The sequence below is a fragment of the Psychrobacter sp. ANT_WB68 genome, from assembly GCF_008369115.1.
In the GTDB taxonomy this organism is placed as follows: domain Bacteria; phylum Pseudomonadota; class Gammaproteobacteria; order Pseudomonadales; family Moraxellaceae; genus Psychrobacter.
In genome coordinates, this window is record NZ_VOAZ01000004.1 from 181,648 (window position 1) to 201,786 (window position 20,139).

General features: G+C 43.7%; 17 protein-coding genes. 10 read left to right on the plus strand and 7 right to left on the minus strand.

Features of this window, described 5'->3' with window-relative positions; genetic code table 11:
* Window positions 1-2: 2 nt before the first annotated feature.
* On the plus strand, window positions 3-566 hold the full coding sequence (locus tag FQ084_RS11935; protein WP_149490854.1) for a hypothetical protein: 564 nt from the start codon (window positions 3-5) through the stop codon (window positions 564-566).
* 35 nt (window positions 567-601) lie between these two features.
* On the opposite strand, the gene FQ084_RS11940 is transcribed toward FQ084_RS11935, so the two are convergent.
* The gene (locus FQ084_RS11940; RefSeq protein WP_149490855.1) at window positions 602-1,909 is read right to left on the minus strand and encodes a DUF4105 domain-containing protein; all 1,308 of its coding nucleotides are present in this window, start codon (window positions 1,907-1,909) and stop codon (window positions 602-604) included.
* Window positions 1,910-2,134: 225 nt separating this feature from the next.
* On the opposite strand from FQ084_RS11940, the gene FQ084_RS11945 reads away from it, so the two are divergent.
* The 5 genes from FQ084_RS11945 (at window position 2,135) to FQ084_RS11965 (ending at window position 9,635) form a co-directional block, all read left to right on the plus strand.
* Window positions 2,135-3,034, plus strand: coding sequence for a transporter associated domain-containing protein (locus FQ084_RS11945; protein WP_149490856.1), 900 nt, complete (start codon window positions 2,135-2,137; stop codon window positions 3,032-3,034).
* 322 nt (window positions 3,035-3,356) lie between these two features.
* Window positions 3,357-4,931 (plus strand): apolipoprotein N-acyltransferase, encoded by a 1,575-nt coding sequence (gene lnt, locus FQ084_RS11950; protein ID WP_149490857.1) that lies wholly within the window; start codon window positions 3,357-3,359, stop codon window positions 4,929-4,931.
* Window positions 4,932-5,067: 136 nt separating this feature from the next.
* The gene (locus FQ084_RS11955; RefSeq protein ID WP_149490858.1) at window positions 5,068-5,499 is read left to right on the plus strand and encodes a hypothetical protein; all 432 of its coding nucleotides are present in this window, start codon (window positions 5,068-5,070) and stop codon (window positions 5,497-5,499) included.
* 333 nt (window positions 5,500-5,832) lie between these two features.
* Window positions 5,833-7,389: a peptide MFS transporter gene (locus FQ084_RS11960; protein ID WP_149490859.1), complete on the plus strand. Its 1,557-nt coding sequence runs from the start codon at window positions 5,833-5,835 to the stop codon at window positions 7,387-7,389.
* Window positions 7,390-7,799: 410 nt separating this feature from the next.
* Window positions 7,800-9,635 (plus strand): aminopeptidase P family protein, encoded by a 1,836-nt coding sequence (locus FQ084_RS11965; protein ID WP_188032964.1) that lies wholly within the window; start codon window positions 7,800-7,802, stop codon window positions 9,633-9,635.
* Window positions 9,636-9,716: 81 nt separating this feature from the next.
* On the opposite strand, the gene FQ084_RS11970 is transcribed toward FQ084_RS11965, so the two are convergent.
* The 3 genes from FQ084_RS11970 to FQ084_RS11980 all read right to left on the minus strand — a co-directional run bounded on the left by FQ084_RS11970 (window position 9,717) and on the right by FQ084_RS11980 (window position 13,604).
* Window positions 9,717-10,607, minus strand: a complete 891-nt coding sequence (locus tag FQ084_RS11970; protein ID WP_262880770.1) for a hypothetical protein — start codon at window positions 10,605-10,607, stop codon at window positions 9,717-9,719.
* A gap of 127 nt (window positions 10,608-10,734) precedes the next feature.
* Window positions 10,735-12,006: a beta-ketoacyl-ACP synthase II gene (fabF, locus tag FQ084_RS11975; RefSeq protein WP_188032965.1), complete on the minus strand. Its 1,272-nt coding sequence runs from the start codon at window positions 12,004-12,006 to the stop codon at window positions 10,735-10,737.
* Window positions 12,007-12,218: 212 nt separating this feature from the next.
* Window positions 12,219-13,604 carry an anhydro-N-acetylmuramic acid kinase gene (locus FQ084_RS11980; RefSeq protein ID WP_149490862.1) on the minus strand — a complete coding sequence of 462 codons (1,386 nt, stop codon included), beginning with the start codon at window positions 13,602-13,604 and terminating at the stop codon, window positions 12,219-12,221.
* A 119-nt stretch (window positions 13,605-13,723) separates the two neighbouring features.
* Here FQ084_RS11980 and tyrS point away from each other — a divergent pair, with 119 nt between their 5' ends.
* Entirely contained in the window at window positions 13,724-14,935 is a 1,212-nt protein-coding gene (gene tyrS / locus FQ084_RS11985) for a tyrosine--tRNA ligase (protein ID WP_149490863.1), read from the plus strand.
* 132 nt (window positions 14,936-15,067) lie between these two features.
* Window positions 15,068-15,298 carry a DUF1653 domain-containing protein gene (locus tag FQ084_RS11990; RefSeq protein WP_149490864.1) on the plus strand — a complete coding sequence of 77 codons (231 nt, stop codon included), beginning with the start codon at window positions 15,068-15,070 and terminating at the stop codon, window positions 15,296-15,298.
* Window positions 15,299-15,375: 77 nt separating this feature from the next.
* Here FQ084_RS11990 and FQ084_RS11995 read toward each other — a convergent pair whose 3' ends face one another.
* Entirely contained in the window at window positions 15,376-16,332 is a 957-nt protein-coding gene (locus FQ084_RS11995; protein WP_149490865.1) for an alpha/beta fold hydrolase, read from the minus strand.
* A 195-nt stretch (window positions 16,333-16,527) separates the two neighbouring features.
* On the opposite strand from FQ084_RS11995, the gene FQ084_RS12000 reads away from it, so the two are divergent.
* Window positions 16,528-17,184, plus strand: a complete 657-nt coding sequence (locus FQ084_RS12000) for a hypothetical protein (RefSeq protein WP_149490866.1) — start codon at window positions 16,528-16,530, stop codon at window positions 17,182-17,184.
* Window positions 17,185-17,208: 24 nt separating this feature from the next.
* Here the strand turns inward: FQ084_RS12000 and FQ084_RS12005 are convergent, their stop codons facing one another.
* Together FQ084_RS12005 and upp are read right to left on the minus strand one after the other, a co-directional pair.
* Window positions 17,209-17,961, minus strand: coding sequence for an SDR family NAD(P)-dependent oxidoreductase (locus FQ084_RS12005; RefSeq protein WP_149490867.1), 753 nt, complete (start codon window positions 17,959-17,961; stop codon window positions 17,209-17,211).
* Window positions 17,962-18,041: 80 nt separating this feature from the next.
* Window positions 18,042-18,689, minus strand: coding sequence for a uracil phosphoribosyltransferase (gene upp, locus FQ084_RS12010; RefSeq protein ID WP_149490868.1), 648 nt, complete (start codon window positions 18,687-18,689; stop codon window positions 18,042-18,044).
* A gap of 313 nt (window positions 18,690-19,002) precedes the next feature.
* Between upp and FQ084_RS12015 the strand changes: the two genes are divergently transcribed.
* Window positions 19,003-19,659 (plus strand): DNA glycosylase, encoded by a 657-nt coding sequence (locus tag FQ084_RS12015; RefSeq protein ID WP_149490881.1) that lies wholly within the window; start codon window positions 19,003-19,005, stop codon window positions 19,657-19,659.
* Window positions 19,660-20,139: the final 480 nt, after the last annotated feature.

The window sequence follows — 20,139 nt, forward strand, 5'->3', positions numbered from 1 at the left end:
CGTTGCCTAATTATTATTTTAATATTTTATCCGATGCAGAAAGAAATGCGGCTCCTTGGTTTTATGCGCAAGATTTTAACGTTTCTATTGAAGAGGCGCAGCGTCGATTGTTATTGCAAGGGATTAGCTCACCGCTGCTTGAAGCGATTGCAGGGTACTTAGGCGAAGCAGTGGCGGCAATTTATTATGAAAATACTGACCCAAATGAGTTTGCCATCAAGGTGACGACACTAAATACAGTTAAAGCCGTACCGTCAAAATACGTCTATCACTTTAAGCAACAGGAGTTTAAAAATTATTCATTGCCTATTTATATTCAAGCCAATAGTGATAAAACGCATAAGCAAATTTTTGCCTTACAAGAAAAAGCTTGGCCTGAGATATTAAAGCGTTATCCAGATACTCAAGGTATTGGCTTTAGTCCAATGACCAATACTATTCATGTTAGTATTTATCGTAAAACACCTGATGAAACTGAGCGCCAACGCATAGAAACTGAATTGACCGAGCTTGTTGGCCATCTGGTGGTAGTTGAATTTATTAAAAATCGAATAACTACGCTTTGATGGTCGATACTATTTAACTTAATGCCACCGCAATACTATTCGCCAGCAGCATGAGCCACAGATTTGGCTTTTGTCTCGGCAGCCGCTTGCGAATCAGCCAATGGTGGAATAGGAATACCTTGACGAATCTGCTCAGAGAATTCGCGGCTATTTGTGACGCTGTTTCCTGCTTGATTATCAAAGCCGCGAACCTTTGAGTTGATATGAGTACGCTCGTACCACGTGTCCATTGACCAAGGCTGTCTGTTTTGCTGTGCTTCATTTAATTGGGGATTGGCGTCTAGCATGCCAACATCGTATAGGTAGTTTGGCAGCCAACCAGATACCCAAATTCGATAATCCCACGGCAAACGATCGCCACTGACAATACGTGCCATATAAAAAATAATATTGGTACAGTTGCTCATTAACGTATTGTACCAAGCTGGCTTGGCATTCAATTCATCGGCAGCCGTTAAATAAGACTCGAATAACGATTTGACCTCATGCTGCTGTAGGTTGCTGACCGGAAACAGATAAACTTGCTCACCGCGCGCATTAGTACGCGTGTAGATAATATCGCGCTCTTCTGCGGCAATTAGGCTTAATTCGAAACGTCTAAAAAACCCTGCCAGTGCCGAAAACGATTCGCCATTTTCTTTACGAATCTCAAACGAGAAGGCGAGCGGTCTATCATCTTCAAAGCGAAAACTGACCAAGGTATGGGCAATCAGTGGACCCATCCAATAAGAGTTGGTGACATCGATGCCAGATAATTTCGACATATCAATGGTGCGCGTGTCCCAATGCTCAGTCGCTTCCTTGTCAGTATGCCAGTCAAAGTTACGTACATTGGTTAACGTCACTAAGTCAGGATTAATGGCATCGCGCTCATAAGTAACCCGTTGACTGACCTCAGGCATCCAGTCGCGATCTTGCTCGGGCTCGATAGACATAAACCAGCCAAGACCGACAAACCAAATAGCCGCGTATAAACCCATTAACCATTTGCTTGCTGTTTTTCTGCTTGTGTTTTGGGCGTTAGTGATTGATTGACTGGTCAATTGCTGATGATTCAAACGTTTAGCGGTTTTTGGCCAATAGCGGCTACCAAGCAGGGTTGCTAGTACGCCAACAATGACGATAGTTGCCAGCCACGTTATGAACGAGCGCACGCCAAATTGATACCAAAGCGCCATTAATAGCCAAATAGCGGATAGCAACAACGTAGTAACGATTAAAAACTGCACAATGTAATGTCGCCATGTCAGTTTTTGCGGGTTGCTATAAGCTGCACCATTCTCTGAGCGATGGCTGTTTGAGAGCGGCATAAGCAGGCGAGAGAAAAACGAGCGTAGTGACATAGTGTTTGTTATTGATGTATAAAGGCTTTGACCATAGCAAAGTTTATAACACACTGACAATACAATTTGCGTGAATTTGTCGTTGAATGTCAGTAAGCCTTGCGCTAAAGTGAGACACGTTAAACTGGTCTATTTATATTTATTATTTAATCCCCATTTACTTTTTTTATGATTTTAAATGACAGTAACTATTGCTATTAACTAAAGAGGTTAAATCACATTACCATGTCTGACGACACTCCCAGCCCGAGTAGTTGGTCGATGCGCGGCTTAAAACGCTGGCTATCGACCGCCCCCGAAACCCGTGATGAACTGATTCGTTTGGTACAGGATTCGCGTCAATTCCTAGAGCCTGATACCGTGGATATGCTCGAAGGTGTGTTAGATCTGCCTGCGACCCAAGTTCGTGAAATCATGACCCCACGCCCGCAAGTTATTGGGCTGCACGAAAGTACTGGTCTTGCTGAAGTGATGGACATCATTCTTGAGACCACGCACTCTCGCTATCCGGTATTCGATAGCCAAGATGATGACGCGGTTATCGGTATCTTATTGGCGAAAGATTTGATTCCCATCCTCGTGCACATGGTGCGAAACCAAGAAGACAAAATCGATAGCAAGCGTTTAAGAGACCTTGTGCGTCAGCCACTGTATATCAGTGAGACGGCACGCTCTGATACTTTGCTACGCTCATTGCAGCGCACCCAAGTGCATATGGCGATTGTCGTCGATGAGTTTGGTAACTTTGGCGGTGTGGTGACCATGGAGGATTTACTCGAAGAAATTGTTGGTGATATCGTTGATGAACATGATGACTTCGATGAAGACAGTGATATCAATAATATCGTCGCTGACCCTGAAAAGCCAAATACGTGGCGCGTGCAAGCGTCGACTATGATTGAAGACTGTAATGATGAGCTTGGCAGTCGCTTTGATGATACCGATGTCGATACGATGGGCGGTTTGGTCATGCACGCACTTGGCTACGTTGGTGATTTAGAGGGTGAAAGCGTGGTGATAGATGATTGGCAAATCACCATTACTGATGTCGAAGGACGCTTTATTCAAAACTTGGAGCTGACCAAAATAAATGCCAACCAGCAGATATTGATAGGTAGCCATTAATTGATCACTGATCTGCCGTTCATTTATCATTGACGTTATAACAGTGACGTTGCAAATGGACATCGGTTTATTGACCACAGATGAATCAAAGCTTAAGCACAGAAAAAAACACGATTGCGATCGTGTTTTTTTACTTTTAAAACGGGTGTTTTGCAACGCAAATTTACCCATTGAAGGGTACAGACTGGTATCATGAGCAGGTTTAATTTTGAGCGCTGTCTTTATTGTCATATGGATGGCTATCAATTAAGCCCTAACTGAATCTCTCAGGGTCAACATTTAAGTTTTAAATTATTGAATAATAAGGTTTTGGATAACTGCTATGCGTCTGTCTACTGTTGATTTGCAAAAACGTCTGAACCCCGATAAGCCAAAGGGCTTACCTATGGTGCTGACTATATTGATTGCGTTGCTGGCAGGGGCGGTATTTATCTTTGCGCTCGCACCGTATGGTTTTTGGCCAGTCGCCTTGGTGTCGCCTGCTATTTTATACGCCCTATTAATGCCGCAGATGAGCGGCAAGCGAGCGTTTGTCATTGGTCAGGCTTATGGCACTGGATTATGGTGCGTGGGGGCATTTTGGCTTTATACCTCTATCCATGTTTATGGCGACACGCCCGTATGGCTAGCACTGATTATGATTGCGCTGATGAGTCTGGGCATGGGGGTATTCCATGGCTTTTTAGCGCTGGTTTTTAATCGGGTGGTCGGCAAGCAGCCGCTGTCGTTTGCAGCGCTTTGGGTATTACAAGAATGGATGAAAACTTGGTTGTTTACGGGTTTCCCGTGGTTATTTGTCGGCTATGCGTTTACTGAGCAGTATTGGCTGTCGTCATTAGCGCCTGTCGCTGGTGTGTTTGCTGTCTCTTTCGTTGCTGTATTATTGGCAGCAAGTTTGGTCGAGCTCCTCCGTCGCCGCGGCGGTTATATGATTCCTACTATCGCCTTACTGGTGATTAGTTGCGCATTATGGTTGATAAATCCACAATGGACGAAACCAAAAGGTACGCCTGACTTGTCGGTGTCATTAATCCAAGGCAATATTCCGCAAGATTTAAAGTGGCTGACCGAGTATCAAATAGAAACACTAAAAATTTATGCCACGCTGACGAGTACCGAGTGGGGACGTGACATTGTCTTATGGCCTGAGTCATCGATTCCGATGTTCCAAACTGAAGCGGTTGGTTTTATCACTGAAATGGTAAAAATGGCGAAAGAGACCAATACCACTTGGGTGACGGGCATTCCTTATAAGGATGAAGCGGCTTTTGATGCTAAGACCGATAAATACCCACCCTTTTATAATAGTGTGATTGCTTTAGGCGCGGATGCCGAAGGACTGTATAAAAAGCAGCGCTTAGTACCCTTTGGTGAGTATATTCCCTTTGAAGGAATGTTAGATATTCTACCCAATCTAGCGGGTAGCCAAGATATCATGAGCTACAGTCGCGGTAGTGACAATCAATCGCCACTGCGGGTACGCGGTCATAATTTGGGCGCGGCAGTATGCTATGAAGTCGCTTATCCTGATACTACTCGTAAGAATGCCATAAATACTGACTTTTTATTAACCATCTCGAACGATGCGTGGTTTGGTACGTCAGCAGGTCCGCTACAGCATTTGCAAATGGTGCAAATGCGCGCGCTTGAAAATGGTCGCTGGTTTATGCGTGCGACCAATACGGGTGTTACGGCTATTATTGACCACAAAGGTCGTATCGTGAAACGTGCCCCACAGTTTGAGCGCACGGTATTACGTGGTGACATTCAAGCACGTGTTGGTAACACGCCCTTTATGAATTTTGGTAATTATCCTATTTTAATCATCATTACGCTTCTATTATTATTAAGCTATCTTGGCAAGCGCGCAACGCCTCGAACCCGTGTGCTTGACTAATGAACCAACGAATACACCATGGCTATCGCAGTTTTTGATAATAAAACCTTTAAATAGTTAAGGGTTTTAACAAATCGATATAAATTACGATATAATAGATCAATATTTTAAATATTTTGTGCAAGGTGGATAAGGTATGTCAGAACATATTGTCGAAAACAACCCTAAAAAAGAGTTCTTGTTTGCTTTAGGCGGTGTTGCCTTATTTTTAGGTATCGTCCTATTGATTGGTATTTCTGGTTTCTTGCGTCCAGCGGGTGAGCATATCACTGTTGAGACGACCGAAGCATCGGCCGCTGCGGAAACAGAAGCGACTGCTAAAGAAGCTGCGCCAGCCCAAACAGCTACCGCGCCAGTAGCAGAGACGGATACAGCAGCAACGACCGCTACTCCTCCAGCAGATGCCGCAGTAACGCCAGCAGCAGATGCTGACAGTGCAGTGGTTAGTGCCGAAGCTGGTACCGCTACTGCTGAAGGCACTGTTAGCCAAGCAGCTGTAGCTGATGCCGACTTGGCAGCGGAACAAGCAGACGCTGGTACGACTGAAAAAGCTGCGACTGCACAATAATCTCACTATTTAATATAGTGTGATTTAGATGCTTGTATTTAAATACACGGCTATTTAATTTTTAAAAATAGCCATGTATCTTATAATGACGATCTATCTTGTCATATTGATTAGATAAAAATGTTGTGACGATTCTTTGATTTATAAGCTAAAAATAAAAACCTGCGCTTAGGTATCTGAGCGCAGGTTTTTTTATGGGTATTTGTGTAATTATTGAACCATTTTTTCTTTACTTGATTATAGGCAAGTGAAACAATATTGCCCCTAAATGACCGCTTAGCAGAATAATTAGGGGTTTGTCGTCATTACAGTGGTCTTTACAGGAATAAATTTATGAGCAGAGACTCACAATCGAACGCTAGTACTGCTGAATTAGAAGCATTGGACAATGGCTTTATGGGGCATCCTAAACCATTAAGCCCGTTGTTTTTCACAGAGATGTGGGAGCGTTTTTCTTATTATAGTATTCGTCCATTATTAGTACTCTTCATGGTGGCGACGGTTGGCAGTGGCGGTTTTGGCTTCGATGAAGCCACAGCTTCCTCTATCTATGGTATTTTTGCCGGTTCATTATATTTGGCGGCAGTACCGGGTGGTTGGTTGGCTGACAACTGGCTTGGTCAAGAGCGGGCACTTTGGTGGGGCAGTATTATTATTGCACTTGGACATTTATGCATTGCTTTGTCAGCCGTATTTGGCATGGTGCTATTCTTTGTCGGTTTGATGTTTATCGTTATCGGGTCAGGATTGTTTAAGACCTGTATTACGGTCATGGTCGGAGCTTTATATCCCGAATCAGACAATCGCCGTGACGCAGGATTTACCTTATTTTATATGGGTATCAATATCGGCGCTCTATTGGCAGCCTTGATTGTTGGAGTGTTTAGAGAAAAAGGCATGTGGCATGCAGGGTTTGGAGTCGGTGGGTTGGGTATGCTGGCTTCATTACTGATTTACCGTTTTTCCGCCAGAAAGACATTAAATCGTTATGCACGTGCCAAAAACATCACCGCTGACTGGGAACAGGCGACTGACCGCTTCAAAAACGTAGGGCGCTGGGTGCTAGGCTTTGTTGGTGTTTTGGTGGCATTGGTCGTGCTAATTAGCACGGGTTTGATGCCCTTTAATCCGATATTGGTCGCCGAGTATATGACCTATACCATTGCTGCTGTAGTGCTGCTATATTTTGCGGTGATGTTTATGTCATCACGGTTGAGCTCCTCTGATAAAAAACGCCTACTGGTCTGTCTATTGTTGATTATTGGTTCGACCTTGTTTTGGTCAAGTTTTGATCAGCAGCCGACCTCGTTTAACTTATTTGCTGATCGCTATACTGATTTAGAAGTCATGGGTTTTAATATCCCAAGTATCTGGTTTCAGTCGTTAAATCCTTTATTTATTTTATTATTAGCGCCCATTATCAGTATCTTATGGGTGAAGCTCGGTGCTAAAGGTCTTGAGCCTAACAGTATGGTGAAATTTGCTATCGGTATGTTGTTAGCGGCTGCAGGTTTTGGGCTAATGATTATGGCTTCAAAAAGTATCTTGGTCGCTCCTGGTGCTTTGGCATCACCACTGTGGTTGGTTGGCAGTTTGTTTTTATTAACGCTAGGTGAGTTGGCACTAAGCCCTGTTGGTATGTCGTCAATGACACGCTTGGCACCTGAGGGTATGCAGGGTCAAATCATGGGGTTGTTCTTTGCATCTATTGCGATGGGTAACTTGGTCGCCGCCTTCTTTGGTAGCCATGTCACCGCTGATAAAATCGAAGGATTGCCCGATTTGTTCTCTATTATGACTATGTTCTTAGTAGTGACCGCGCTGATTTTATTAGCATTGTCAAAACCGATGAGCAATATGATTAAAAACAGCAGTAATATCAGGATGTAAGCAAAGAATGTAAGTAAAGGCTAATATAAGCAAAAGAGTATTAGCACTATTTATAGCAGTCGCTTGATAAGTGATAAAATAAAAGAAGCTACTAAACAGTAGCTTCTTTTATTTTGAGTCATCCGTCGTTTTAACCATTCGTTCATGATTCAATAGGTATTGCTGTTAAAGGTATTTATAAGTCAGTTATCATCCCCATATCGTTATATGCGCTATGCTGTATCTGTAGCAAACTTAATAAGCACCCGCTAATAATCAGCTGATGATGTCAGTTTATAATAACAATATATCGAGAACGTATCGATTATGCGGCACTGTAGTGAGATGAGTCTTTCCTACTTATGCAGCGTTTTATGTAGCTCTATGCTCGTGCTTTTATACTAAATTTTTTATATAAAATAAGGGACGTTATGTCTACTCAACAAGTAACTTCGAAAACTGAAATTCAACAGCGTATTACCAGCCTGCGTGATGTTATTGCGGCACAAGACCTCACCGCGATTATCGTGCCGTCAGCAGATCCCCATTTATCTGAGTACTTGCCTGAATATTGGCAAGCGCGTTTATGGTTATCAGGATTTACAGGCTCAGTCGGTACGCTGGTTGTTACCGCTGATTTCGCCGGACTATGGACCGATAGCCGCTATTGGGTACATGCTGCTGACCAATTAGAAGGTACAGGCATTAGCTTAGAGAAGTTGGCTCCTGGTCAACCAAATCACATCGACTGGCTTGCTGAACATTTGGCGGAGGGTGATAGTGTCGCTGTTGACGGCAATGTGCTGTCTATCGCTGAGCAAGATAGACTGCTTGATGCTTTTGATGCCAATGATATTACCTTAATCACTGAGCGTGATGTATTGACAGATATATGGAGCGACCGTCCAGCACTACCAACAGCCAGTTTATATCAACACGATGCGCAGTTTGTCGCGCAATCTGCCACTTCAAAGCTTGCCGCTGTGCGTGCAGGTATGGCGGATGCAGGCGCGACCCATCATTTGCTTTCAAGTTTAGATGACATTGCTTGGTTGACCAACTTACGCGGCGCTGATGTCGATTATAACCCTGTCTTTTTGGCGCATATGCTGATTGATGCTGATAAAGCGACTCTGTTTGTTGATAATAATAAAGTCAGTGCTGATATTGAAAAAGCTCTTAGCGATAGCGGCATCACGCTTGCTGACTATAACGCGGTACAGGAGGCATTGAGTGCGCTGACGCCAGAAGACTTGTTATTATTAGACCCAAGCAAAGTGGCAGTAGGTACGCTATCCCAAATGGGCGACGGTATAGGCTTTATCGAACAGATGGGGCCGAGTACTTTGCTCAAATCGGTCAAATCTGATGCTGATATCGATCATGTGCGTGAAGCCATGCGTCAAGACGGCGCGGCATTAAGTCAATTCTTTGCTACATTTGAGCAGCGCCTAGCAGACGGCGAGCGCTTAAGTGAGCTTGATGTCGATAGCATGCTTATCGAAGTACGTAGTCAGCAGCCGCATTATGTCTCGCCAAGCTTTCCAACGATTGCAGGTTTTAATGAAAACGGCGCATTGCCACATTACCGCGCGACGCCAGAAAAATTCAGCTACCTTGATGTGAATGAAGGCGAGGGCGGATTGTTATTGATTGACTCAGGTGCCCAGTACCAAAACGGCACCACGGATATCACGCGCGTGGTCGGTATTGGACAAGTAAGCAGCGAGCACAAACGTGACTTTACTACTGTGTTAAAAGCGCATATTGCTCTAGCAAAAGCCCATTTCCCTGATGGTATCGCTTCCCCATTAATCGATGCCATTTGCCGTGCACCATTATGGCAGGCACAGATGGATTATGGTCACGGTACCGGTCATGGCGTTGGTTACTTCTTAAATGTGCATGAAGGCCCGCAAGTTATTGCTTATAGTGCCAGTACACCAAAAGAGCGCGCAATGAAAGTAGGCATGATATCCAGTAATGAGCCCGGTCTATACCGCGAAGGCAAGTGGGGTATTCGTATCGAAAACTTAGTGATCAATACACCAGTGTCTAATCCTACTGAGACAGAATTTGGTCAGTTCTTAAACTTTGAAACCATTACTTACTGCCCAATTGATACGCGTCTGATCGAGCCTGCTTCATTAACTCAAATAGAAATTGACTGGCTCAACGATTATCACAGCCAAGTCTATGCTGAGCTAAAAGACCGTGTTGATGGTGCAGCACTTGAGTGGCTGACTGAGCGTACCAAGGCTATCTAAAGTAAACGCTTACAACTACCAACCTTAATAAAAAAAGCCCCGTAAATTTTACGGGGCTTTTTCATTGCTGAGACGCAAAGTTTAGTTTTTTTTCACACCTTTATCAGCCACTGGCTGATCTTTTTCACCTAGATGTTGAGTGACCTCGGCACGTAACCAAGATTTTAGATTGTCAGACATTAACAGCATTTGCTCACTGAGGTAATCGTCAATTTGCATTTCAAGCTCATGAAGCAGTTCTTGATGGGTGGTACTCAGCTTTGCATCTTTTAATGCCAGTTTGATGGCAGCATTGGCTCTATCATTGACCGCTTTAATGCTGTGGTCGTCTTTAACGCTTTTATCATTATTAGTAGGATTATCGCTAATGGCATGGGCATGTTCGCTGACAGTTTTATGTTCAGAACTGGTGATAAGATTGTTATCGGCATCATTTTTACTGGCATTCGATGGTTTAGTAGCCTGAGTTTTATTATCAATGCCATCAGCGCCATTATCCATACTTGGCTTTGCGGCATCACTCATGCTATTGGCATCAATAATAGCCTGTTTATCATTAAGAGTATTTTTATCAGCTATTAGTTGCTCATTTTTCTGTTGTTCTTTCTGTGCAGCTTCTGCTTCTTCACGCAGCTTGGTTTCTTCTTTTAATTTAGCTTCTTTATTCTTAGCGTCTTCTGCTGCTTGTGTTTTTTGTTGTTCTTCGAGACGTTCTTTTTCAGCAGTGGCGCGCGCTTGGGCTTGTTTGTCTTCGATAGCTTTGGCAATCGCTTGTTCGGCGTCATGATTCTCATAGAGATCATCGAGATGTGTGTCTAAGTCATGGGTGCTAAAAACAAAGGTTTCAAATGGCGTCTCTGCTTGCAATAACGTGGTGATGTCTTTTAGCTCTTGGGTGATTGCCGCGCGTATAGGCTCAGGTGCACACGTCCAGCGCTGATAAAACTGATGGGAAAATGAGTAGCTTGACATGGTATCTTCCATAAATGTTGCAAAAATTACCCCTTATCATACGCAAGTATAATAAGGGGCTGCAAGTGGACAAACGTAGCAAATCTGACACCAAGGTTACAACAGCTAGAATGCAGGCTTTTGGGTGTTACTGATTGATAGGCCAACGGGCAAATATCAACGAGCCGTTAGTGCCTCCAAAGCCAAAGCTATTGGATACCGCATACTGTAGATTTTCAACCTTACGCGATTGGTTGGCGACATAATCGAGATTACAGTTATCTTCAACATTATCCAAGTTAATGGTGGGCGGTACATGCTGATGCTGTAGGGCAAGGATGGTGAATATCGCTTCGATACCACCGGCAGCACCCAGCAAGTGACCAGTCATCGATTTGGTTGAGCTGACCAAAATGCTGTCTTTTACCGGCGCAAAGACAGTTTCAATAGCAATGGACTCAGCGACATCACCGGCAGGAGTGCTGGTACCATGGGCGTTGACGTAGCCAACACTCGATGGCTCAATACCCGCATCGTTTAGAGCATTACGCATAGCTCGTGCCGCACCGCTACCATCTTCTGGTGGTGCAGTAATATGGCTGGCATCATCGCTCATACCAAAGCCAACGAGTTCAGCCAGTATCTTTGCACCGCGCGCTTTGGCATGAGCAAGGCTTTCAACCACCACGACTCCAGCGCCATCACCTAGCACAAAACCATCACGCTCTTTATCAAATGGACGCGACGCTTTGGTTGGTTCGTCATTGCGAGTCGATAAGGCGTGCATTGCCCCAAAACCTGATATACCAAGCGGGCTTGAGCCTTTTTCACTACCACCAGCCAGCATCACATCGGCATCGCCATAAGCAATCAAACGCGCTGCAAGACCGATAGCATGGGTCGCGGTAGTACAAGCCGTTGATGTCGCGAGATTTGGACCTTTAAGGGTGTGTTTAATCGCGACTAAACCTGCTGCCATATTGACAATTGACCCTGGGATAATAAAAGGCGACACTTTGCTCGCCCCTTTTTCACGAAGCGTATCACGGCTATTTTCAATGGTTTGGATACCACCAATACCTGAGCCTATAATCACACCAAAACGCTCTTGATCGACGCCGTGTACAGGCGCATCAGCAGCGCTGACTTCATCGATAAAGCCTGCATCTTTTAATGCCATTGCAGAGGCCGCAACGGCATAATGCATAAACTCATCATAGCGGCGCGCGTCTTTGGCATTCATGTATTGCTTGGCGTCAAAATCCTTGACCACGCCAGCAATTTGCGCACGATAGTCAGTCGCATCGAAATGGCTTATGCGTTTGATGCCACTGTCGCCATTAAGCAGACTTGCCCATGAGCTTTCGACATCAAGGCCAAGTGGCGTGATAGCACCCATACCGGTAATCACCACGCGCATATCGTCAGAGCGCTCGTAGTGCGGTGGTTTCTGTCTTGGCTTATGCCCCTGTGTGTCGACATTATTTGTCGCTTGTTCGGTAAGTGAGTCGGTCGGTAAACTGCTGTGCTGGCTCATGCGCTGTATCCTGTACTTAAGGTCCTAAGAGGATGTTATTTCAGAAGCCATTATAAAACACATAAGTGTACGTATGTAAACTAAAATTTGGCCCGTCAGGCAAAACAGACTTGACCCAATACCACATCTTTACTTGCACCGGTCACCGCTGGCAAGTTGCCGGTTTCACCCATCAGCGTTTGCCTTGCGAGCCATGCAAAAGCGACGGCTTCTACCCAAGCCGGATTCAGTCCTAAGCTGGCAGTGGTTTCTACCGTGCAATGGGGCAGGTGCGCTTGTAAGCGAGTCATCAAATAATCATTCAGGGCCCCGCCACCACAGACGTAAACTGAACTGTCTTCATGAGCTTGTATAAACCTATTAATTTGCATACTGGCACTCATGGCCGTCAGCTCGGTCAAAGTTGCTTGCACATCCGCTGATGAATAACGGATATGAGCAGATGCTTGGTCGAATTTTTGTAGTTCATTCTGTAGCCATTCTAGATTAAAGTCTTCACGCCCTGTGCTTTTCGGATAGGTTCGAGCAAAAAACGGATGCTCTATCAGCTGGTTAAGTAGCGGCTCAACGACTTGTCCTGACTGCGCCCAAGCACCAGCAGCATCGTAATCTTTATCAGTATGCAATGCTGTCCACGCATCTAATAGTAAATTGGCAGGGCCGGTATCATAACCAATCACTTTATCTACTTGTTTGGGATTTGAGGTGTTATTAGCACTAGCGCTCGCTGGCAAGACGGTGATATTAGCAATACCGCCCAAGTTCAATAGCACCCGCGTGCTATCAGGCGTGGCAAATAAAGCCTGATGAAAGGCAGGAACCAAAGGTGCACCTTGACCACCGACGGCCATATCGCGGCGGCGGAAATCACTGACGACACTAATGCCAGTACGCTCAGAGATGATATTGGCATCTACCAATTGTAAGCTAAAACCCATCTGCGGGCGATGGCGTACGGTTTGCCCATGACAGCCAATCGCTAGCACCGACTCTACATCGGTATTTGATTGCTGCAATAACGTATTCACTACATCGCTGGCAAACTCAGCGTATGCTTTACTTGCCCAACCGAACCAATCTAATTCGCTATTTGGCTCATCAGCGGTTGGTTTTAATTCTTGAACACCATTGGGCTGACATAAGGCCAATAACACCTCACGCAGTCGGGGCGGGAAATCTTGGCTATGAGTTGCTAACAGTCGCATGGGTTGCTGAGTACTTTCTTCACCACCGAATTGGCAAAGCACGGCATCCATACCATCTAGGCTGGTACCAGACATCATACCGATATATAAACCATCATCGAAGTTTTCAAACACCGTTTGCTCCAGTGCATCGGTCAAGGTGGCATAATTTAAGTCGTCAATATGCTCTAAGCTATTTTCTAGACCGTCATCTAAAGTATTGTCTAAAATGTTGTCTAAACCATTATCTAAGTTTATAGTCGAATTAGTATCAGCAATCGATGCAGGGTTGGTCATGGCAATTTACCTTAAAAAACGCTAGTATATCCCTCAAATTCTAACATCTTTTACTGGCTACGATATTCTAAATAGCCCAAACGCTTTATCCTTTTAATAAAGACCATAAAGAGAGCATCATGACCACTCAAACCTACACCTTAGAAGAACAACTTGCCTTGATTCAGCGCGGCACGCAAGAAATCCTATCTGAAGAGGATTTAGTTAAGAAGCTTAAACTCAATCGCCCGCTACGTATCAAAGCAGGTTTTGACCCTACTGCCCCTGACCTGCATTTGGGGCATACGGTGCTGATTAATAAGCTTAAGCATTTTCAAGATTTGGGTCATGAGATTTATTTTCTAATCGGTGATTATACCGCCAAGATTGGCGACCCTTCTGGTAAGAACAGCACACGTCCGCCATTGACGGATGAGCAAATCAAAGTCAATGCTCAAACGTATGCGGAACAAGTTTTTAAGATTTTGGATAAAGAAAAAACTAAGATTGTCTTTAACTCTGAATGGTTTAAAGACATGTCAGCGGGCGATATGATTCAGCTTTCTAGCCAATTGACCGTCTCGCGTATGCTTGAGCGCGATGATTTCTCTAAACGCTACGCGGCGCAAACGCCAATTGCCATCCATGAGTTTTTATACCCATTGGTGCAAGGTTATGACTCTATCGCGCTCAAAGCCGACGTCGAGCTTGGCGGTACTGACCAAACCTTTAATATTTTGATGGGACGCACCCTACAAGGTCGTTATGGTCAAGAGCCACAAGTTTGTATCACGGTGCCAATTTTAGAAGGACTAGACGGCGTTAATAAAATGTCTAAGTCGCTGAATAACTACGTTGGTATTTATGATGCACCGGGCACCATGTACCAAAAGCTACTGTCTATGCCAGATACCTTAATCCGTCGCTACTTTGAGTTTTTAAGCTTTAAGCCGATGGAAGAAGTCGAAGCGTTAATGGCAGAGATGGAAAATGGCCGCAATCCACAAGAAATCAAACGTATTCTTGCCGAAGAATTAATCGAACGATTCCACGATGCTGATGCTGCTGCCAATGCGCACAAATCAGCGGGTAACGTATTAGCTGATGGCGAATTGCCAGTTGATTTACCAGAAGTGACCTTGGATTTAGAAGGCGCGGACGCATTATTTATCACACAGATATTAAATCAAGCAGAGCTTGCCAAAAACAGCTCATCTGCTAAAGATATGATTAAACGCGGCGCGGTAAAAGTAGATGGCGAAGTGGTCGATGCAGGCTTTAGCTTAACCTCTGGTCAAACAGTCGTTATCCAAGCAGGTAAAAAGGCCTATGCGAAAGTGACGGTTGCTTAATAAATGATTGGGACAAGCTGTTTGGAGTAAGAGTAAGGTCGAAATGATGGTCGACCTTATTTCTTTTTGCGATGTGAATATACTACGGCAGTATTTTATTCATAAATTTATAATAAAAATTGGGATGCAATCATGACAGAAAAAACCGTTCCCCAAGGCATCTACCGCCATTATAAAGGCAGCCTTTATCAAGTCTTGCACGTAGCGAACCATTCCGAAACCGAAGAAGAGTTAGTTGTTTACCGCTGTCTGTATGGTGAATACGGCGTATGGGTACGACCATTAGCCATGTTTACTGAAAGCGTAACAGTAGATGGTAAAAAAGCACCACGGTTTGAGTTAATTAAAGCATTAGCTGATTAATGTTTCAAAAAATTTAAAGCTCTTTGCCCAAATAAAAAGCGACCCATTAAGGTCGCTTTTTTTATATGAATAACTAACTAATCCTGCAAAAACCCTTTTAATACTTTATAAAAACCAATTGGCTCATCCATCGGTATTGCATGACCTGAGCGCGGTAACAGGATTTCACTGGCATTGGGTAGCATCTGGGTGATTTTTTGCTGCCACTTAGCATCGTAGAGTTTGGAGCGCCCACCAATGAGATTGACCACTGGAATGGTGACCCGCTCTAGCGCACCGCGGAAGTCATAGGGCAATGTCAAATAGGCTTGCAAGCAGCGCATCTTATGATGCCAAATACTGTGATCATAAAGCGCAAGTTTGGGATCGTTTTTATAAGTCATCACTTGTATAAACGCTTTTGAGCGCGTGCGATTGACGGACAAGAGAGAAAACAGTCGTTCAACATCCGTTGCACGGCGTTTAAGAGCAAAAGGCAGATGGGTAAAGCTTTCGACGTCAGCATAAGGCAACGTTCTATCAATCACCTCATGAAAGATATCGAATACTTCTTGCTGCCGCGTGCCAAACAATCCACCTTGCCAGTCAGACTGGTTATGGATAGCAGGACTTTGGTCAATATTCAAATAGCGGCTGACTTTTGCGCTGCCATAACGTTCAAAATACGCCCACATTACTTGGGCGCCCATCGAGATAGCGGCAACTGGTACAGATTCTATATTGTGTGCCAAGCAAACTTGCTCAATCACGACACTGATATCATCGGCATATTGCCTTACAAAATCAAATTGGGTCAGCTTGATATCTTTTGCCGCCCCAAATCCTCGTAAATGTGGCAGATAAAACGCATACTTACCAACCAAGGGCAAAATAAACGGCAAAAACTCACGCGCATCCATACCATAAGCATGCAGTAATATTACAGGTTTGCCGCTGCCTATAACTGACACAGGTAACAGCGTACCGTCAGTCAAAGTGATATGAATCGTTTGCACTTTATAGTTAGCAGATAAGTTAATTAAATTTGTTTTCATAAGGCGATAACCTCTTTTTATTAACCCATTTGCCAAAGGCTGTTATATTAAAGCGGCAAATATACCCTAGCATACAATCTGAGCAACTATTCGATAGCAAATAAATTAATAAGGAATGCATGTGATATGAAGTGTATATAATAGATACTATATGCTTTGAGGAGGATGCTCAATGATTAATAAGGATGTTAGCGTATGGGCAAGTTAACTTTATCATTGCTTGATAGTAGCCTATATCCACAAAGCTGGCAGCAGCAAACATTTAACAATGCGGAAGCTTTATTGCTAGCCATGCTCACGGCAGATACCACAGCAGATGCCGACGCTTTCACAAAGCAATTACTAGCAAATGACATTTATCAAGAGTGGATTGATGCCAGCGTATTTGGACGTTACTTGCAGCGTAATTTTACGGCGTTCTCTCAGCAAACAGAAGACAGTTTTAACGCAGATATGCCTTTGCTATTTCGTCAAGAGTTAATGCGTCATGCGCAGTATTTACCGCCAGAGCAAGTCTTGTTTTTTGCAGGCGATTTACCAAAAAGTGTGCGCCAGATAAAAGTTCTAAGCACCAGTGTTAATCCTGCCACAACTATCATTGATGCTCAGAAGTTAAGTACAAAAACTACTATGAATAATCCGACCATGATTATCAATCAGATAGTGATTAGGGGTAAGCAAGTATTAGGATTTCCGATACGTCACAATAAACGCACTAGCGAGCGCTTGCGTAATGAGGTGCTAATTTTAGACTTTCAGGATTTGCGCTTGGTCAATGAAGAGAGTATCAGTAGCAAAAAAAGAAGCAACATAGATGAGACTATATTGCTTCGGTCTTATGAATTACGTTAATGAGCCAAACGGTCGGCTAAAATTTTAAGAATCTTGCTTGGCAATCGTCAGCCCGTTATAAGTTTGTGCCACTGGCATCACTTCTAAACGATTGACGTTAATATGGGCAGGCGATTCAATCAGCCATAATAAGATATCGCCAATATCATCGCCCGTCATGGTTTTAAAGCCATCATAAACTTGAGCGGCTTTATCATCATCGCCATGATAGCGCACGTTTGAAAACTCAGTACCAGCGACATTACCCGGTTCGAGGTTGGTCACGCGCACTTGCGTACCGATTAAGTCCGCCCGCAGATTGAGGCTAAACTGTTTGACAAAAGCTTTGGTCGCACCATAGACGTTACCACCGAAGTAAGGCCAACTGCCGGCAATCGAGCCGACATTAATGATATAACCGCTATCGCGTGCGACCATCGCTGGCAAGATCGCATGGGTCACCGCCATTAGACCTTTAATATTGGTATCGGTCATACGCATCCAGTCATCAAGACTGGCATTTTGCGCAGGCTCTGTGCCAAGTGCTAGTCCCGCATTATTCACCAAGACATCAATTTGACTAAAGTCAGCAGGCAAATCAGCAATGATTTGCGGGATAGCAGCCGTGTCACTCACATCCATAACCACAGGTAAAAATGCCTCGCCCAAAGTGTCTGCCAAAGCATTAAGCTTATCAAGGCGTCTGGCACAGCCAATCACGCGATGACCATTGGCAACCAAACGTTCGGCCAACGCTTTACCGAAACCTGCGCTTGCTCCTGTAATCAATACATTCATCTTATATCCTTATCATTGATGTCTTGTGCTTAGGTCATAGTTTTTATGACGACGGCTTATCTTGGTTTATTTATTTTTTCTTACTTGTTAAATAGTTGCTTACCAAAGATTTTATCACCCGCATCGCCCAAACCTGGGATGATATAGCCGTGCTCATCCAAATGACTGTCTAGTGCGGCGGTATAAATGGTCACGTCAGGATGTGCTTCATTGACCACACGCACGCCTTCAGGTGCGGCAACCAATACCAATGCTTTAATATTGGTACAGCCATTTTTCTTCAGCATTTCAATAGTTGCCACCATTGAGCCACCAGTGGCTAGCATTGGGTCAATAATAAGGGCTGGGCGTTTGTCCATGTGGCTGACAAATTTTTCAAAGAACGGCACAGGTTGCAAAGTTTCTTCATCGCGCTGTAAACCGACGACAGATATTTTTGCTGTAGGAATCAAATCGAGCACCCCGTCCAACATGCCAATACCCGCACGTAAAATAGGTACAATCGTTGCCGTCTTACCGATGATTTGCTCACCAGTGATTTCACCACACCAGCCTTCCATCGGAAAGGTTTCAATTTCAAAATCACGGCTTGCTTCATATGCCATCAAGCGTGCAAGCTCTTTGGTCAATGTACGAAACTTATAAGTACTACAGTCTTTTTCACGCATGAGGCTGAGTTTATGACGGACTAACGGGTGATCGATGACGGTGATTTTTAAGTCGCTCATAAGGTCTCTCTTAGTTTTTGGTCTGATGCTTGCGCAGTTAATGCGGTTGCCATTAGTATAAAAGATACAAACACTTACTGCACTTCAACCCTATATCTAGCCCATAAATAGTAAGCTAAATGCTTCAATAATAAAGTAAGCCAAATGCATTTATAACAAGATTGGTTTTATTTAAGCCGACTATGTTTGACTATAATCGCGCCTTAATAAATGAAGTAGTGTTTAGGCTTGCTATGATAGCAAAAAAACCGCTTTTCTGATGAAGAATCTTATGACTACACAACCATCCAACCTGCCTGATAATACTTATGAAATGGATAATAATTCGATATTGTCCGAAGTCCGCGCAGCAGAAGTAGAAACCCATCCGTTCGGTCCAGTGTTACCACCCGATGCCACCGTAATGATGATGGGCACATTTCCACCGACCGCTGATAAATGGGCAATGCGCTTTCACTATCCTAACTTTTATAATGATATGTGGCGTATCTATGGTAGTGTTTTTTTTGATGACGTGGATTATTTTAGAGTAGGGGATGAGAAGCGCTTTGATCCTGAACGTATTCGCGCCTTTATGTTTGAGCGCGGTATTGCTTCTTGCCCAACGGTTAATCAGGCTATTCGTGAAACAGGCAATGCCTCAGATAAAAACCTAACTGTCGTCACGCCAGTTGACCTAGATAATATCTTGCCACAAGTGCCAAAGGTTCAAACATTATTTACCACGGGCGGTAAAGCCACCGAGGTGCTACTAAATTTATTAGCCGAGCCGCCTGCCAAGTCTAAGTATCCTAAAACCAATCAAAGTATGGACTATCCTTACCAATGGCAAAATAACCAGAGTCAAAAAGCGGATGTTAATGATTTAACCTTATATAGGTTACCTTCGACTTCACGCGCATACCCTTTAGCGTTAGATAAGAAGATTGCTGCTTATAAAGACTTCTTCAAAAAAACAGGTAAGCTATAAGAGCGTAGTATATAGAGTATGCTACATATAGGAGGCTGTTATATAGAGGAGATAGGTGGTTTTAAGCAAAAAAGGCTATTTATGATAAAGGCAAAACTATTTTGAATCTTAACTGACTGATAAATAGAGGGTATTAATGATAAGTTGAGATAATCCTCGAAATAGGAGGTAAACCCCCTTGACCCCCACCTTAAACCGCGTATAATGCCACCCAGTCGAAAGGGAAGGCGGATTGGAAAGTGGTTTACCACTGATTATTAATAGCTAAGCTACTAAATAAATCATCCAACCAATGAATAATTTTTAATTCAGTTTAAAATAAATTTACTTCTTGACTTACTGATTAAAGCGTCTATAATACGCACCTCAATAAGGCAAACCGGAATGACTTATATGTAAATTACATATAACAAACCTGGATAACTTACTGAAACAATTTATAAAAAAGCTTGACAAACCAAATCATTATGATATGATAGT

Coding starts and splice junctions, on each gene's coding strand:
- FQ084_RS11980 (WP_149490862.1), bottom strand. CDS start 13,604: ATGACCAACCCTGCATCGATTGCTGATACTAATTCGACTATAAACTTA.
- FQ084_RS11995 (WP_149490865.1), bottom strand. CDS start 16,332: ATGAAAACAAATTTAATTAACTTATCTGCTAACTATAAAGTGCAAACG.
- tyrS (WP_149490863.1), top strand. CDS start 13,724: ATGACCACTCAAACCTACACCTTAGAAGAACAACTTGCCTTGATTCAG.
- FQ084_RS12015 (WP_149490881.1), top strand. CDS start 19,003: ATGGATAATAATTCGATATTGTCCGAAGTCCGCGCAGCAGAAGTAGAA.
- FQ084_RS11965 (WP_188032964.1), top strand. CDS start 7,800: ATGTCTACTCAACAAGTAACTTCGAAAACTGAAATTCAACAGCGTATT.
- FQ084_RS12005 (WP_149490867.1), bottom strand. CDS start 17,961: ATGAATGTATTGATTACAGGAGCAAGCGCAGGTTTCGGTAAAGCGTTG.
- FQ084_RS11945 (WP_149490856.1), top strand. CDS start 2,135: ATGTCTGACGACACTCCCAGCCCGAGTAGTTGGTCGATGCGCGGCTTA.
- FQ084_RS12000 (WP_149490866.1), top strand. CDS start 16,528: ATGGGCAAGTTAACTTTATCATTGCTTGATAGTAGCCTATATCCACAA.
- FQ084_RS11960 (WP_149490859.1), top strand. CDS start 5,833: ATGAGCAGAGACTCACAATCGAACGCTAGTACTGCTGAATTAGAAGCA.
- FQ084_RS11940 (WP_149490855.1), bottom strand. CDS start 1,909: ATGTCACTACGCTCGTTTTTCTCTCGCCTGCTTATGCCGCTCTCAAAC.
- lnt (WP_149490857.1), top strand. CDS start 3,357: ATGCGTCTGTCTACTGTTGATTTGCAAAAACGTCTGAACCCCGATAAG.
- FQ084_RS11990 (WP_149490864.1), top strand. CDS start 15,068: ATGACAGAAAAAACCGTTCCCCAAGGCATCTACCGCCATTATAAAGGC.
- upp (WP_149490868.1), bottom strand. CDS start 18,689: ATGAGCGACTTAAAAATCACCGTCATCGATCACCCGTTAGTCCGTCAT.
- fabF (WP_188032965.1), bottom strand. CDS start 12,006: ATGCGCGTGGTGATTACCGGTATGGGTGCTATCACGCCACTTGGCCTT.
- FQ084_RS11970 (WP_262880770.1), bottom strand. CDS start 10,607: ATGTCAAGCTACTCATTTTCCCATCAGTTTTATCAGCGCTGGACGTGT.
- FQ084_RS11955 (WP_149490858.1), top strand. CDS start 5,068: ATGTCAGAACATATTGTCGAAAACAACCCTAAAAAAGAGTTCTTGTTT.